Source organism: Puia sp. P3 (assembly GCF_050632245.1).
Taxonomy (GTDB): Bacteria; Bacteroidota; Bacteroidia; order Chitinophagales; family Chitinophagaceae; genus Puia.
Window position 1 is genome coordinate 5,483,898 of sequence record NZ_CP192583.1, and the last position, 14,901, is coordinate 5,498,798.

The following is a 14,901-nucleotide window of genomic DNA, read 5'->3' on the forward strand; positions in this document are numbered from 1 at the left end:
GCCTACGGCCTTAGCGCCTTCAGCACCAGCGCGAGCGTCTGCTCCAGCATCTCATCCGTCAATACGAACTTCTGCCCCGCCATATTTTTCCCCGCCTTATGCCACTTCACCAGATTGTACAACGGGGCAAAAGCCACCGACCAATATACCTCCAGCGGCATCTTGACCAACTCCCTATTCTCGATCGCCCTCGTAATGAACCGGTGCATCACATCCACAAACCGCGACCGGTGCGTCACCACGGCCTTTTCATTCAGCGGCGTAAAAGAAAAATGCTCCATAAAATGCGCCTTGTCCGGATTGTCGATTATATACTGCGCCCTCCGCTTCCACTGCACCGACAAACCCGTCGCAAAATTCCACTCCGGATCGAACCCGTCCAGCACATAGTCAAAGTACTTGTCTACCTCCAGCTGATACAGCTGCAACAAAAGATCATCCCGATCCTTAAAATAGATATAGATCGTCGCCGGAGATACCCCCGCCGCCTTAGCCAGCTTCTGCATGCTCAAACCGTCAAAACCCTCCTCCACAACCATCTTCAACGCCTGCTGCAGAATCGCTTCCACCTTGTTTTCATCCCTGACCCTCATAACATTTCAAAGATAAGTGAATATTCATTCATTTATAAAATATTTTTTCCTCTTTCCCGCTCCCCTAAACACTAACCCTTATAAATCTTTTCTATCCCCAGTTTCTTCATCTTAGATTTCAACGTCGAAGCAGGCAGGTTCAACAACTCCGCCGCTCCCCCGGCCCCCGAGATCCTCCCCTTACAGGTCCTCAGCACCGACAATATATGCTCCCGCTCCATCTCCGCGATCGTCTTCACCTGCCCGCCGCCCGTCTCCTGCCTCCTCACCTCGGGCGCCGGGACGCCGATGAACGACAGGTTCCTCAATATCGTCTCGTTGCTCATCAGCACACTCCGCTCGATCAGATTCTGCAACTCCCGCACATTCCCCGGCCAGGAATAATCCATCAGCCTCGCCAGCGCCTCACCCGCAATACCCTCCGTCGGCCGGTTCGCCTTCTTCGCATACATCTTTATAAAATGATTGACCAGCAAAGGAATGTCGTCCTTCCTCTCCCTCAGCGGCGGCAGGATCACCGGAAAAACATTCAGCCGGTAATAGAGGTCGAGCCTGAACTTACCCTCCGCGATAGCCTTCTCGAGGTTGACATTCGTAGCGGCGATGATCCGGACATCCACCTTTATCGTTTCCCTTCCCCCGATGCGTTCGATCTCCTTTTCCTGCAACACCCTCAGCAGCTTCACCTGCAGCGACGGCTGCATCTCCCCTATCTCATCCAGGAACAGCGTACCCCCGCTGGCCTGCTCGAACTTCCCGATCCTCTTGTCATAAGCTCCCGTAAACGCCCCCTTCTCATGGCCGAACAACTCCGACTCCACCAGATTGGGCGGCAGCGCCGCGCAGTTCAGCTTGATCAACGGATTCTTTCTGCGACCCGAGAGTTCATGGATACAATTGGCGATCCCTTCCTTGCCGGTCCCGCTTTCCCCCAATACCAGCACCGAGGTATCCATCGGCCCAACCTCCTTCACTAACTCGAATACCCGAAGCATCTCCGGGCTGTTGCCGATGATCCCCTCCCTCACTTTCCCGTCTTCCCTCACCGCATCGGCCCCCTTCATTTGTTTCTTCAGATCATGCCGGTACCGCGCGATATCCAGCGTCACCAGCAGATCCCTTTCCCTGAACGGCTTCACGATAAAACCCGAAGGCTGCGTCACCTTCGCCATCTCCAGAACACCCGTATTACAGTTTGCCGAAAGATAGACGAAAGGTATATCCCGCTTGTTCAGCTCCCCGCCAGGTCGATCCCCGTCAGCTCTCCCTTCAGAAAAATATCCAGCACCACCAGATCCGGTGGCCTGGCCGTAATGATCTCCATCGCCGATTGATAAGACCGCGCCACACCGGCAACGGCATAGCCTGCCCGCTCCAGCGTCAGCCGGATATCGCCGGCGACCACCAGCTCGTCTTCCACTATAAGGATCGATTGTTGCATGTACCACAAAATAGATCATTTTTTTCACCCCCACCCCCTTCGTCCCATTTCCCTACCTTTGACCAACCTTTTCTTTATGCCAACAGTATCGCTCGGAAGCCCGGCCGGCAGATGGGTAATGGCTTCGACCATCATGGCCTCCGCCATGGCCTTCATCGATTCCACCGCCCTCAACGTCGTCCTGCCCTCACTCCAAAAAGACCTCGGCGCATCCGGCCCCGACCTGTTCTGGATCCTCAACGCCTACCTCCTTATACTCGCGGCCCTGATCCTCGTCGGCGGCTCACTCGGCGACCGCCTCGGACGCAAAAGATCTTTATGATCGGGATTCTCGTATTCATCCTCGGCTCTGCTGCCTGCGGACTCGCGCCAACCGTCGGCTACCTCATCGCCTTCCGCATGATCCGGGGCACCGGCGGCGCACTGATGATCCCCGGCAGCCTCTCCCTCCTCTCCTCTTCCATCGAACCCAACCAGCGGGGCAAGGCCATCGGCACCGGTCAGCGATCACTACCGTCGTTACCATGGGCGGCCCCATACTCGGCGGCGCACTGGCAGACGCCGGACTTTGGCGCTATATTTTTTTCATCAACCTCCCCATCGGACTGGCCGCCCTCGTCATCCTCCGCAACAAAGTCTCCGAAAGCCGCAGCGACACCACCGCCGCCCCCATCGACTTCCCCGGCGTCATCACCATCGCCCTCGGCCTCGCCTGCCTCACCTTCGGCTTCCTCCGCATGCCCGCACTCGGTTTTGGCAACTGGCAGGTCTGGTTCACTCTCTTCGCAGGCCTCCTGCTTCTGATCCTCTTCATCGTCATCGAAAAGAAAAGCGCCTCCCCCATGATGCCGCTCGCCCTGTTCGCCAACAGCAATTTCTCCGGCGCCAACCTCCTCACCCTCTTCCTCTACGCCGGCCTCGGCACAGGCATGCTCTTCCTCTCGCTCAACATGATCCAGGCCCGAGGCTATACACAACTGCAATCCGGTCTTACGTTCCTGCCCTTTACCGTCCTGATGATCACCATCGCCCGCCCCGCCGGGACCCTCGCCGACAAATTCGGCCCCCGCCGGCTCCTGATCCTCGGCCCCGCCGCCGCCGGCGCCGGCCTCCTGATCCTTTCCTTCGTCAAACAGACAAAAGGCGCCCCGGACTATATGACCAGCTTCCTCCCCGGCATCTTCCTCTTCGGCGCCGGCATGGCCTTCACCGTCGCACCACTCACCACCACCGTCATGCGATCCGTATCCGACGAATTCTCCGGCACCGCCTCGGGCATCAACAACGCCGTCAGCCGCATCGCCAACGTATTCGCCAACGCCGTCTTCGGCGCACTCGCCGTCGTCTTCTTCTCCACCTCCATCCAAAAACACCTTCCGCAAAATTTCCCCGACCGCCCCGCGATCATTAAACAATCTGCCAACCTCGGCAACGCCGCACCGCCCGCCAGCCTCGACGCCACCTCCGCCGCCACAGCCAGACAGGCCTACCGCGAAAGCTTTATCGAAACTTATGGCAGGATCACGCGCTGCGCCGCCGCACTCGCCTTCCTCGGCTCCCTTATGGCCCTCCTCTTCATCCGCCGTCAGCGACCCAAATAACCTTTCATTCCCCAACATTTTATAAATTGTCACAAAATTCAACGATGCCCCAGTCGAGACGTTCTTTTCTCCGTAACAGCGCAGGGGTTGCAGCCCTTGCCGCCTTAGGTCGGTATCCCTTCACATCACGCCCACCGAAAACCTGCGGTATCCAGATAGGCCCCGACTGTTTCGCCGACGAAGGCACGGAAAAAGTCCTCGATATTCTGCAGGAAAAAGGCGCCGTCGACACACTCTATCTGAGCACCTTTACCTATGACCGCGGCATCATCGGCCGCACCCCGGCAAAGACTATCCCGGCCACGGCGTCGACGCTTCCGACAAAAGCTATTTCCACGGAGGCAACTACGCCACCCCGCACGCAAAATTCTACACCGGCACAGCTATAAAAGGCGAACGGCTGAAAGCACCCGACTTCGGAGACCGCGACATGCTTGCCGAAGTATTGCCAAAGGCGAAACGCCGCGGCATGAAAACCATCTGCTCGATCCAGGACGGATTCAGCTACCCCGCCGACATGCCCTTCGTGGAAGATATGCACGAGACCGACCTTCAGGGCCGGAAAGGCAGCGCACTCTGCTTCTTCAACCCCGACGTCCGCGAATTCTGGACCGCCGTAGCCCGCGACCTCTGCAGCTCCTACGACATCGACGGCGTCCTGCTCTTCAACGAACGCAACGGCCCCCTCCTCAACGCCATCGGCGTAAGCCACGCCCAGGCCATCGACTCCGCAGGTGTCACCTGTTTCTGCCCCCACCACGAACGCGCAGCCCACAGCCATGGCATCGACTTTCAGCGCGCAAAAGAAGGCTACCGCCAGCTAAACCTTTTCGTACAACAGGCCCTGAAAGACCAGCGGCCTTCCGACGGCTACTATGTCGAATTCGAACGCCTCATGCTGACCTGGCCCGAGATCATGGCCTACAACCAGCTCTTCGACATCGGCAAGAGTCAGATCCTGAAAGACATGTATACTTCTGTAAAAGCGATCCGGAAAGACCTTCAGGTCGGCTTCCACATTGAACACACCAATTCCTTCAACCCCCTCTACCGCGCTACCCGCGACTATGCGCAGCTGGCAGAGCTCGCCGACTTCCTCAAGGTCGTAGTCTACAACAACTGCGGCGGCGAACGCTACGTCAATTTCATCCACAACATCTGCCAGACCGTCTTCCGCGACGTCCCTCCCGGCGAGCTCATGAAAATGAACAACCACCTGCTCAACTACGCCAATGAGGCCCCCATCGAAACCCTCGCCACGGCCGGCCTCTCCCCCGACTACGTTCTCCGGGAAACCCAGCGCGCCGTCGCCGGCGTAAAAGGCAAATGCCGCATCCTCCCCGGTATCGACGTCAATATCCCCACCGGCGAACACAGCCGCAAAGCTACCCCCGACGACACCTATCAGGCAACCCTAAGCGCCCTGAAAGGCGGCGCCGATGAGCGTCATCCTTTCCCGTAAATATTCTGAAATGCGTCTCGACAACCTGGCCGCCGCAGGCCGCGCCTTCCGCGAGACGATGCGCTAGACAATATCATTCCGAGCGAAGGCTTTTTACCGGATTGGCCAGCGCCGCCTTTATCGACTGCAGACTCACAGTCAGCAGCGCGATCAGGACCGCCAGCGCTCCCGCAAGGCCAAAGATCCACCACTCGATCCCTACCCTGTAGGCATAGTCCCTCAACCAGGCATGCATCGCCCACCAGGCCAGCGGCGAGGCAATGACAAGGGCGATCACCACCAGCACCATGAACTCTCCTGACAGTAGTCTCAGCAGCGACAGCGCATTTGCCCCAAGCACCTTACGGATGCCGATCTCCTTTCTCCGCTGCTCGGCGGTGAACATCGCAAGCCCAAGCAGACCCATACAGGAAATGAAGATCGCCAGCGCCGCAAAACAATTCGAAAGCCGGCCCACGATCACGTCGCTGTCATACATCTTCCGGTATTCGTCGTCAGTAAAAAAATACGTGAACGGGAATTGCGGATTCAGCGCACCCGATAGTTTCGACAGTCCCGCCACCACCCGCTGAGTGTATTGGGGGTCGACACGCACAAGCGCATTGCCCCAGGTCGGCCTGAACATCCTCACGATCAGCGGACGTATCGGCTCGTGCAGGTTCGTGAGATGGAAATTTTTGAGCACTCCGACAATATGGCCCTTCTGGCCCCACACCGTGAGCGGCTGCCCCACCGGGTTCTTGTAGTGGAACACAGCGGCCGCCTCTTCATTGATCAGATAGTTGGCGGTATCCGTAGAATAGTCGCGGGAGAAATCGCGGCCCCCGGCGAGTTGCAGGCTCATCGTTTTGACAAAATCATATCCGCTGGCGGTCACGGTGAATTGCGCATTACTGCCGGGAGGCTTCCCCGACCATTCTACACTGCCCGTAATATCCCGCCCTATCATGAACAGGACGGTCCTGCATCGAAGAAACCATCTTAACCCCCGGCAACTGAGCCACCTGCTCGCGGAAGACATCGAATTTGCTGCCAAGCGCGCCTTCGATCGGCATATAGATAAGATTATCCCTGTTGTAGCCGATATTGGCCGTCTGGACATAATTGATCTGGCGGGCGACAACAATGGTTCCGATGATCAGAACGATCGACAGGACGAACTGGAAGACGACAAGCCCCTTGCGTAAAAACACCGGACCACCGCTGAATTTGAGCGCTCCCTTAAGGACGCGCACCGGCTGCAACCCCGACAAAAACAGCGCGGGATACAGACCCGCAAGAGTACCCGTAGCAACCACAAGCCCCAGCAGACCGGTATAAAACGTTGGCGAAGAAAAAGGCATCTGAATAGACTTGTTCGTCAGCTGATTGAATAACGGCAATACGGAAGACACGATCAGCAGCGAAATGACAGCAGCCAGGGCAGTCAGCAGGATGGCCTCGATCAGGAATTGCCGCGTCAGCGAACCGCGAACAGCCCCGAGACTTTGCGGATGCCGATCTCCTTAGCCCGGCGACCACTCCTCGCCGTTGTCAGGTTCATAAAATTGATACAGGCGATGAACAGGATGAACACAGCTACAAGACTGAACAGCCTGACATATTCGATCCTGCCGCCGGCCGGCTTGCCATCTGCAAAATTACTGTGGAGGTAGACCTGATTGAAAGGCTGCATACCCAGGTCGAGACGGAAGCCCCTTGTGAACGAATGATTATAAGCGTCCAGAAAATGATCCAGTTTTGCAAGCACCCTTTCCGGATTGGCGCCCGGCCTGAGCATGATTGCGGTACTGGGACTGTTGTTGTCCCAAATTTTCAGCCATGGATTGTCTTCCAGATACGCCATCCAGTTGATGACGAAGTCGAATTTGAGCGAGCTGTTGTGGGCCACATCGGCGAATACCGCGGCAACGGTAAAATTACGCCGGTCCTCGCAACGGATGGTCCTGCCCATGGCCGAGTGGGCATTGCCAAAGAATATACGGGCCATCTTGTCGGAGATGGCGATGGACGCGGGTGTGTTCAGGGCTGACTCCGCGCTGCCTTCCCACCAGCGGATAGCTGAAGATCTTGAAGTAGTCGCTGTCCGCATCCAGTCCATCCATCTTCATTTTCTTGTTGCCTACCTCGAAGTTGGTCCGTTCGTCGTCCATGATGGCGCTGCCGTATTGGATCTCGGGGATCTTCCGCTTCAGTTCCTGGACAAGAAGACCCGGCGTCCAGTATCCTCCCACGCGTTTGCCATCGATCGACTCCGTCTCATACATCATATAGATCCGGCTCACGTCCTTATGAAAATTGTCCGTACCCAACTCGTCGGCGACCCAAAGTACGATCAGCAGGCTGCAGGCCATACCCAGGCTAAGGCCGAATATATTGATAAAGGAGAAAGCCTTGTTGTTAACAAGCGCCCGCCATGCGACCCGAAAATAGTTTTTGAACATTTGTTGGCAATTTGGAACCCACATCCCCGCGCGAAACCAATACCATTTCTCTAACTAATTGATTCACGCCGATTTGCAAAAATACCTCGACTCCCTGGTGTTCGGATTTGCAACACTCAGTGTCCGAAAAAACCGTGATCCCCACTGGTGTTTCAACCCGGATCATTTTGCTTCGGTACTTCGCGGAGATAACAGGTTTTGCACCTTTACATAATTGTCCGACGGGTTCGTCATGATCAGATTCCAGTTGGCCCGCCCGGTTTCCAATACCAATATGCGCGATCTGGGATCGATCTTTGGAAAAGCGTTTAGCTAACACAACCCTGCTGGTTTATAGGCTGGTATTCGTCCAACTGGCTAGCTAGCAAAAATTTGTTCGGATTTTTTCCTATATTGGCATTACACAATCAGGGTGCCTCAACTTACATACATTCGTCCCTTCTTCTTTTACCAACCCAAACGGCCTGCTTATGAGATGGACGACCACAATATGGACGATGATCCTTTTGCATACGAGCGTTGCGGCTGTGAGCCAGATCACGCTACAGGAAAAGAATGCGCCTTTGCAAACCGTTCTGGCGCACATCGAGAAACAAACAAAATATGTTTTTCTCTACGAACCCGACCAGCTACGGCTACCACCTTTCAACATTTCTATAAAGAATGCAACCCTGGAGCAAACGCTTGAAAAATGCTTCAGGGGACAGCCGGTCGAATTCTCGATCCTCGGGAATAATGTCCTGCTCAAAGGCCGGGCTGTTCCGCCGGCAGCGACTCCACGCCGGATGTTGGTCAAGTGGAAGGGTCTTCGACGAAGCCGGCCATCCCATGGAAGGGGTTACCGTATATAGCCGGCAGGAGGAAAAAGCAACGGTCACGGATAGCAGCGGCAGCTATTCCCTCGAGGCAAAAAAGGGGGATATTCTTACTGTCAGTTTCGTCGGTTACAGGGAGAAACAAATAAAGGTCGGCGATCTGACCCATACGGCCGTCGCGCTTGAGGTAAATCCTTCAAATCCCGAACAGGTGGTGGTCGTCGGTTATGGGAGCAGCAGAAGAAAGGATCTCACGGGCGGGGTTTCGGTCGTGAATATAAAGGGAATGGATGCGCTCCCATTCTTTACGGTGGACAATGCGCTTGCGGGTCAGGCGGCAGGCGTCGATGTAACGAAGACCGACGGAACACCGGGGGGAATGGTGCGGGTCAGGATCAGGGGCGCCAGCTCGCTGCTCGGTGGAAATGATCCGCTGTATGTCGTCGATGGGATACCCGTGCAGGTGAGAAACAATTTCATTATGCCTGGCTACCAGATCCCGACGCCGCTTGGTTTTTTAACCAATGTTTCTCCGTCGGTGACCAACGGCGTCAGGGTGGCTTTGCCAGCTTCGTTTGTCAACAGCCTCAACAGCCTTAGCGGCCCGGACCCGGACGATATAGAATCCATCACTATCCTGAAAGACGCCTCGTCCGCGGCGATCTATGGAGCAAAGGCCGCCAACGGCGTCGTGATCATCACGACAAAAACAGGCAGGTCGAATACGCCACCCAGCGTACAACTTTCTTACTCGTCTGTCGTAAGCACGCCTTACAGAACGCCAAAATTGCTGAATGCATCCCAGTATCGAACCCTGATCACCGAGGCGGCGCAAAATGCCTTTATGGATGACACCGTCGGCGGTCCACCATATTTTCACCTGGGAATTACAGATTCTGTGCTGAAGAGCCAAACCTGGTTTGGTACGGCCAATACGGCCTGGATCAAACAGGTCACCCGCACTACCTTCTCGAACCATGTCGGGCTTTCCATTAGCGGCGGCGGTCAAACTTCGAAATATTTTGCTTCCATAGCTTACAATAACACGCCGGGCATTGTGGACAATACGAATTACCGCCGTATCTCCGGAAAGTTCAACCTGGAAAATCAGATCGGCTCCCGGATTCGAATCGCTGCCAATCTTCTCGCAGGATTTACCAGCCAGGACATCGGAGACGGCGAATATACCCAGGCATTATTGGCAAGACCGGATCTGGCACCGCGTGATGCAGCCGGGAACCTTTCGAATTTCAATCACTGGCTGGCAGGCGCAACCGCAGAGACCGGTCTTCTTAACCCCGCAGCATTGCTCACGGCGACGAATAATAGCAAGACGGTGAACCTGCTGGGCACGCTCTCGGCCGGCTACACGATCTCCAGGGCGCTGTCGTTCAGGAGCGCGGTATCGATTAACACGCAGAGTTATAACCAACGTAATTATGTTCCTGGAGATATCGAGGTGCTGGTGGCGGCAAGCCAACCTTCTTACACCCGAGGGGTGAGCAGCGAAGGCAATAGCCGGCTGTCCAACTGGCTCCTGGAAAATACGCTCAGCTATCACAAACAATTTACTCAAAAACATGTCTTGAATGTCGTCGTTGGTCAATCGTATGAGTCATCAAAGTATAGCTGGTTTACGGCTACAGGAGGCGGCTTCCAGAACAACAACTTCACCAACCTCTCTTCGGCCGACACGATGCTCCATATTGGCGGCGACGAACCGAAGTCCCCGCAGAGCTATCTGCTGTCCTTTTATGCGAGGACAAATTACAGCTATGCTGACAAATATCTGGTGACCTTTACCGGCCGGGCCGACGGCTCATCAAAATTCGGCTCCGACAAGCTGTATGGCTATTTCCCTTCGGGCGCGCTGGCCTGGCGGATCTCCCGTGAGTCTTTTCTGTCCCGGGCCCGGTGGTTAACGGACCTGAAAATAAGGGGAAGCTATGGACTAACGGGGAATCAGAACATCGGCGATCAGACAAAACACACCTTATATACTTCTGTTACGTATGGGGGTAGCAGCGGTCTGATACCCACGATCCTCGGCAATGAGATCGTCGAACCGGAGATCACAAAGTCGGCCGACATCGGGATGGATATTTCGCTGTTTCAGGACCGGCTATATGCCACGATGGACTATTACAACCGGCATACAAGCAATGCCATCTTATCGCTGCCCATTTCGCCAAGTAGCACCTACCCGATCCTGGCGCAGAACGCCGCAGGGATCCGGAACCGGGGTTTTGAGTTACGTATCGGCGGGGATATTGTGCGAAGCAGGAATGTCAAATGGAGCATGACTGTCAACGTCACCTGGAACAAAAGCCTGGTCACTGACCTGAGTTCCACTGCAGATCTGACACAGATAACCAGCGCAAGCGGCTCGGAGACCACCGGCCAGGCCAATGGTCTTCAAAGCATCGGCACCTGGGGAAATACGGCGCTGATAAAAGGACAGCCGCTGGGTCTGATCACAGGATCTTACATCACCGGCATCATAAAGTCCCAGGCGGAGGCGGAGGCATACAGGCACCAGACAGGGGATTCTCGCCGCCTCACATCGGCGACGCCATGTTCAAGCTAGATACTTCTACAGCAGCCCTTGGCTTCCAGTTCCCGCAGCACAATGTGATACTGGGCAAAGGAGCTCCGGAATATTATGGGGGCATGACACAGGAGATTGGCTATAGGCGGTGGGGCCTGCAGTGTTTTTTCACCTTCTCACACGGCGGCCATTTGCTCTGGACGGAAAGTGTCACCAGTCATTCGTTCTACAGCATAGCCAATTCTGTCGTGTCCATGCTCGACCGATATACGCCCAGCCATACGTCTTCCCGTTCGCCAAGGCTGGATCTCGATGCCCCGCTCTCATTCCCCACCAACCTGGACGTCTTCGGTTCTCCGTTCTTCAAGTTGAGAAGCCTTGTGCTGAACTATCAACTGAGTCAACCTGATCTGAAGATAAAGACCGCGATCAAGGCCCTGCGGCTCTTTGTGTCGGCGACCAACCTTTTTACCATTACGGAAGTATCCTGGCAGCGATCCGGAGACATCCGACGACGCCTATAGCGTCAATGGCGGCTACATCGATGCGGGTATCTACCCTGCCGTGAGAACTTTTCCATCGGATTAAAAGCAGCGTTCCAATGAAACATGATCTTATTAAAATATCGATCTTTCTGGCCATTGGCCTGTTGCCCGGCGCCTGTAAAAAAGACCTCCAGGTATTTCCGGACAATGCGAACGTAGATGGAGATGTGATAAAGGACCAGGCCTCGGCTCAGCGTGTGTGCTGGTCGGCGTTTATTACCGGTTTGCCAATGGTAGTTTCGACGATCAGGGCAATCTCAGTACAAAATGGACGGATATATTTGAGTATGTTCCGTCCCAAATGGCGGGGTCTATTTATGATCCTGAAAATGCTCCCGCCGTGCCGGATTTCCAATTCAGTCCTTCCTATTATGCGATCGATTCCGCCTGGGTATACGGGTTTAGCCTTGTCAATGCCGCCAATGGATTTATAGAAAATGTCAGCCCGGTCAGTGCCATTCCGGATGGGGCAAAACAACAGATGCTGGCTGAAGCCAGATTTCTGCGGGCTTTTGGAAATGCGGAGCTGCTGTGGTACTCTGCCCAATACCGGGACCCATCCAGCAAGTACGGCATCATCTTAAGGGATAACTTTGTAACGGCCGCCACGGTGAATTTGCCACGGAGCAGCGTATCGGCCGCCTATACCTCCATTCTCGCCGACCTGGACATCGCCATTCATGCGCTGCCGTCATTGAATTCGACGATCTATCTTGCCAATGTCTGGGATGCCAAATTACTGAAAGCGCGTGTGCTGATGAACAAGGGAGCGGCAGGGGATCTTGATCAGGTGATCACCCTGACAAAGGATATTATTGCCAACGGGCCTTTTGTCCTTGAGGACAGTCTTAAAGATCTATTCCGGACCAGGGGCTATTCTAAGCAAAGAGGTCATGCTGGCTATTCAGCCATATAACGGCGAAAATTATAAATGGGCAAATTTTTACTGGCGGCCCACAGACTCGCTTTTAAGCCTGATCAGGGATGATGGCCGTAACCAGTGGTTGTACACAACGGATAACAACCCTACTCACCTTATATAAAGATCACAAAATATGCGCCGATCGGCCCCGTTATCCAGTGACGCCACCATTAAGTGTCAATTGCTATGCTTTCCGTTTGACAGAGGCATATCTGTTGGAAGCCGAGGCTATTGCTCTTTCCGGTGTTGATCCGGGTGTTGCTAAAATGCTGCTTAAAACCGTTATGTCTCATGCGGGTGCCGGTGTCACGGAACTTGCTGCGGTAGACGAGGCGACAACGCCGGAGGCGTTGCAACTGGAAATCGTCAAAGAGTACATGCGGAATTTTATTTACGAAAATGGGGTAGACTGGCTGGCGTTGAAGAGATTGCCATTTGCGACTATGCAACGCCTGAATCCGAAGATAATCGATCCGAATAAATTGATCTTTCCTATTCCGCAGAAGAGCTTGAGTATAATAATGTTATCCAGAACCCCGGCTATTAAGGCACACTTTTTTCGACTGCGCTGTCACCCCTGCAATCAAAAAAAGCCTTGTAAACCATTCGTTTACAAGGCCCTAAAAATCTACCTAAGTGCGCGGGATGAGATTCGAATTTCTCTCGGCACCTTCTTAGTCGCCTTATTCATTGGTATTTAGTTTATTACAAATTCACGTAAATATAATTTAACGCATCTTTAGTCACTGAATTGGTAACTGTTTCGGCCACTATTTGAGCAAATTAAGATAAAAATTAGACTACGGCTTTGGGAAGTACTACATTTTCAAGCGGTAGTAGTCCGACCTTTTTCTAACATTGTATTTTTTATTTTTGTCTATGCTTGCCGTAATAAGGTCGACGACATTATTCATTACATGCAAATAATGAAGGAATTTTTCCTTATCTATATCTACTCCGAACTCAAATCTATGTACAACACCATGTCGGCGTTCAATTATTTCAATTAGTTGATCGTATATTTTACCCGTGGTTTTATAAGATTTACGTTTTATAATTAAAATTGGATATAATTCAAATCCCAGAAAGTCTTTAAAAGATTTATTGGCTTGCTCGAAATTTTGAAAGTTCATGTGAAGGCTTCCCCAAAACTGTAGCGATGTAATTTGAAAATTAATCGCTAAAATTGGGAAGCAAAATGAAAAAGACAAAGTTTACGGAGAGCCAGATAATTGGCATTTTAAAGGAACAAGAATCGGGCAAGTCGGTGGCTGATATCTGCCGGAGCCATGGGATCAGCCAGGGCAGCTTTTATGGATGGAAGACCAAGTATTCGGGCCTGGAGATCAACCAGGTTAAGCGGATGAAGGAGCTTGAGTCCGAACTGGCTCAATACAAGAAGATCGTTGCCGAGCAGACATTGCATATTACGGTACTCAAAGATGTGATCGAAAAAAGCTCTAGGGCCTGCTGAAAAGCGAGAACTGATCACTTATGTCCACGAGGAACACAAGATCAGCATTCGGCAGGCCTGTAAGCTCTTTGGCACGCACTGTTCAATGTATTATTATAAGGCACATTTCCAGTGATGACGAACCGATCCGGCAAGCGCTGTCGACGATGGCTATCCAGCACAACCGTTGGGGCTTTTGGATGATGTTCGAGCGCCTGCGGTTGCTGGAGTATAAAGACAATCACAAACGTGTCTATCGGATCTATACCGATATGAAGCTGAACTTGCGTCGGAAGCACAAAAAACGGCTGCCGGCGAGGATTTTAGAGCCACTCGCCCAACCGATCCGGCCTAACCTCCATTGGTCAATGGATTTTATGCACGACGGATTGATTGGCGGAAGGCCATTCCGGTCCTTCAACGTGATCGACGAATTTAACCGGGAGGCCTTGAACATTACTCTGGATACCAGTCTGCCGGGTCCCCGGATCATCCGTGAAGCTGGACAACGTGATCGAATGGAGAGGTAAACCCAAATGGATCAGGTGTGATAACGGCCCGGAATATGTATCGCAGGCATTACATGATTGGGCGAATGCCAACGGTATCGGGCTGATCTTTATACAGAAGGGAAAGCCGCATCAAAATGGCTACGTAGAAAAGGTTCAACCGAACTTACCGGGAAGAAGTACTTGATAACTATGCTTTTGATACTCTGGCCCAGGCAAGACTAATAACGCAAGCCTGGATCTGGATATATAACAACGAACGACCTCATAGCTCTCTCGGATATAAAACACCCGGGGGTTCCTGTTGAAATATGGTAAATGCCCAAACGCACAAGACCCGGACGTCGCATTTCCCACATTCCAACAGGACGAAGAAAATACATGGGAATCTATGTTTAAAACCGCTACATACTAAGGGAAGCTTTCATAATCATCTATCGCGCCCTTTAGCTGATAGATTTGCCTTTTTACTCGCTCGTAGGCCATAGCAATCCCTGCTTCCTCGATTGTTATTAAGGAAGAGGGATCGATTTTTGTATAAATGTTTGTTCCTTCGTGATCGTTGTAA

Annotated in this window: 17 protein-coding genes and 1 pseudogene; 10 read left to right on the forward strand and 8 right to left on the reverse strand. The window is 53.2% G+C overall.

Features of this window, described 5'->3' with window-relative positions; all coding sequences use genetic code 11:
* Nucleotides 1-2 precede the first annotated feature (2 nt).
* From ACQ86N_RS34505 to ACQ86N_RS34515, 3 genes are all read right to left on the reverse strand, one after another.
* Complete coding sequence (locus ACQ86N_RS34505) at nucleotides 3-569, reverse strand: TetR/AcrR family transcriptional regulator (protein WP_431211018.1); 567 nt, start codon at nucleotides 567-569, stop codon at nucleotides 3-5.
* Nucleotides 570-664: 95 nt separating this feature from the next.
* Entirely contained in the window at nucleotides 665-1,765 is a 1,101-nt protein-coding gene (locus ACQ86N_RS34510) for a sigma-54 dependent transcriptional regulator (protein ID WP_431211019.1), read from the reverse strand.
* A gap of 59 nt (nucleotides 1,766-1,824) precedes the next feature.
* The gene (locus tag ACQ86N_RS34515; protein WP_431211020.1) at nucleotides 1,825-2,034 is read right to left on the reverse strand and encodes a response regulator; all 210 of its coding nucleotides are present in this window, start codon (nucleotides 2,032-2,034) and stop codon (nucleotides 1,825-1,827) included.
* 76 nt (nucleotides 2,035-2,110) lie between these two features.
* Between ACQ86N_RS34515 and ACQ86N_RS34520 the strand changes: the two genes are divergently transcribed.
* The 4 genes from ACQ86N_RS34520 (at nucleotide 2,111) to ACQ86N_RS34535 (ending at nucleotide 5,097) form a co-directional block, all read left to right on the forward strand.
* Entirely contained in the window at nucleotides 2,111-2,356 is a 246-nt protein-coding gene (locus ACQ86N_RS34520; protein WP_431211021.1) for an MFS transporter, read from the forward strand.
* 202 nt (nucleotides 2,357-2,558) lie between these two features.
* Nucleotides 2,559-3,635, forward strand: a complete 1,077-nt coding sequence (locus tag ACQ86N_RS34525) for an MFS transporter (RefSeq protein ID WP_431211022.1) — start codon at nucleotides 2,559-2,561, stop codon at nucleotides 3,633-3,635.
* A 44-nt stretch (nucleotides 3,636-3,679) separates the two neighbouring features.
* A complete protein-coding gene (locus ACQ86N_RS34530; protein WP_431211023.1) occupies nucleotides 3,680-4,024 on the forward strand; it encodes a twin-arginine translocation signal domain-containing protein in 345 nt (114 codons plus the stop codon).
* 80 nt (nucleotides 4,025-4,104) lie between these two features.
* Nucleotides 4,105-5,097, forward strand: a complete 993-nt coding sequence (locus tag ACQ86N_RS34535) for a hypothetical protein (RefSeq protein WP_431211024.1) — start codon at nucleotides 4,105-4,107, stop codon at nucleotides 5,095-5,097.
* A gap of 73 nt (nucleotides 5,098-5,170) precedes the next feature.
* Here the strand turns inward: ACQ86N_RS34535 and ACQ86N_RS34540 are convergent, their stop codons facing one another.
* From ACQ86N_RS34540 to ACQ86N_RS34560, 5 genes are read right to left on the reverse strand one after another with little or no spacing between them, the layout of a single operon-like run.
* Nucleotides 5,171-6,046 carry an ABC transporter permease gene (locus tag ACQ86N_RS34540; RefSeq protein WP_431211025.1) on the reverse strand — a complete coding sequence of 292 codons (876 nt, stop codon included), beginning with the start codon at nucleotides 6,044-6,046 and terminating at the stop codon, nucleotides 5,171-5,173.
* A complete protein-coding gene (locus ACQ86N_RS34545; protein WP_431217710.1) occupies nucleotides 5,988-6,560 on the reverse strand; it encodes a hypothetical protein in 573 nt (190 codons plus the stop codon). The genes ACQ86N_RS34540 and ACQ86N_RS34545 overlap by 59 nt, the downstream gene beginning before the upstream one ends.
* Nucleotides 6,557-7,087, reverse strand: a complete 531-nt coding sequence (locus ACQ86N_RS34550; RefSeq protein WP_431211026.1) for an ABC transporter permease — start codon at nucleotides 7,085-7,087, stop codon at nucleotides 6,557-6,559. The genes ACQ86N_RS34545 and ACQ86N_RS34550 overlap by 4 nt, the downstream gene beginning before the upstream one ends.
* Nucleotides 7,017-7,541, reverse strand: coding sequence for an ABC transporter permease (locus tag ACQ86N_RS34555; protein WP_431211027.1), 525 nt, complete (start codon nucleotides 7,539-7,541; stop codon nucleotides 7,017-7,019). The genes ACQ86N_RS34550 and ACQ86N_RS34555 overlap by 71 nt, the downstream gene beginning before the upstream one ends.
* Nucleotides 7,498-7,860: a hypothetical protein gene (locus ACQ86N_RS34560; protein WP_431211028.1), complete on the reverse strand. Its 363-nt coding sequence runs from the start codon at nucleotides 7,858-7,860 to the stop codon at nucleotides 7,498-7,500. Before ACQ86N_RS34560 ends, ACQ86N_RS34555 begins: the two co-directional genes overlap by 44 nt.
* Before the next feature lie 151 nt (nucleotides 7,861-8,011).
* Here ACQ86N_RS34560 and ACQ86N_RS34565 point away from each other — a divergent pair, with 151 nt between their 5' ends.
* The 6 genes and pseudogenes from ACQ86N_RS34565 (at nucleotide 8,012) to ACQ86N_RS34590 (ending at nucleotide 14,641) form a co-directional block, all read left to right on the forward strand.
* On the forward strand, nucleotides 8,012-8,392 hold the full coding sequence (locus tag ACQ86N_RS34565) for an STN domain-containing protein (protein ID WP_431211029.1): 381 nt from the start codon (nucleotides 8,012-8,014) through the stop codon (nucleotides 8,390-8,392).
* Nucleotides 8,370-10,943: a SusC/RagA family TonB-linked outer membrane protein gene (locus tag ACQ86N_RS34570; protein ID WP_431211030.1), complete on the forward strand. Its 2,574-nt coding sequence runs from the start codon at nucleotides 8,370-8,372 to the stop codon at nucleotides 10,941-10,943. Before ACQ86N_RS34565 ends, ACQ86N_RS34570 begins: the two co-directional genes overlap by 23 nt.
* Nucleotides 10,931-11,428 (forward strand): hypothetical protein, encoded by a 498-nt coding sequence (locus ACQ86N_RS34575; RefSeq protein WP_431211031.1) that lies wholly within the window; start codon nucleotides 10,931-10,933, stop codon nucleotides 11,426-11,428. The genes ACQ86N_RS34570 and ACQ86N_RS34575 overlap by 13 nt, the downstream gene beginning before the upstream one ends.
* Before the next feature lie 220 nt (nucleotides 11,429-11,648).
* The gene (locus tag ACQ86N_RS34580; RefSeq protein WP_431211032.1) at nucleotides 11,649-12,365 is read left to right on the forward strand and encodes a RagB/SusD family nutrient uptake outer membrane protein; all 717 of its coding nucleotides are present in this window, start codon (nucleotides 11,649-11,651) and stop codon (nucleotides 12,363-12,365) included.
* A gap of 71 nt (nucleotides 12,366-12,436) precedes the next feature.
* Nucleotides 12,437-13,072: a RagB/SusD family nutrient uptake outer membrane protein gene (locus ACQ86N_RS34585; RefSeq protein ID WP_431217711.1), complete on the forward strand. Its 636-nt coding sequence runs from the start codon at nucleotides 12,437-12,439 to the stop codon at nucleotides 13,070-13,072.
* 497 nt (nucleotides 13,073-13,569) lie between these two features.
* Nucleotides 13,570-14,641 (forward strand): annotated as a pseudogene (locus ACQ86N_RS34590) (IS3 family transposase).
* Nucleotides 14,642-14,901 lie beyond the last annotated feature (260 nt).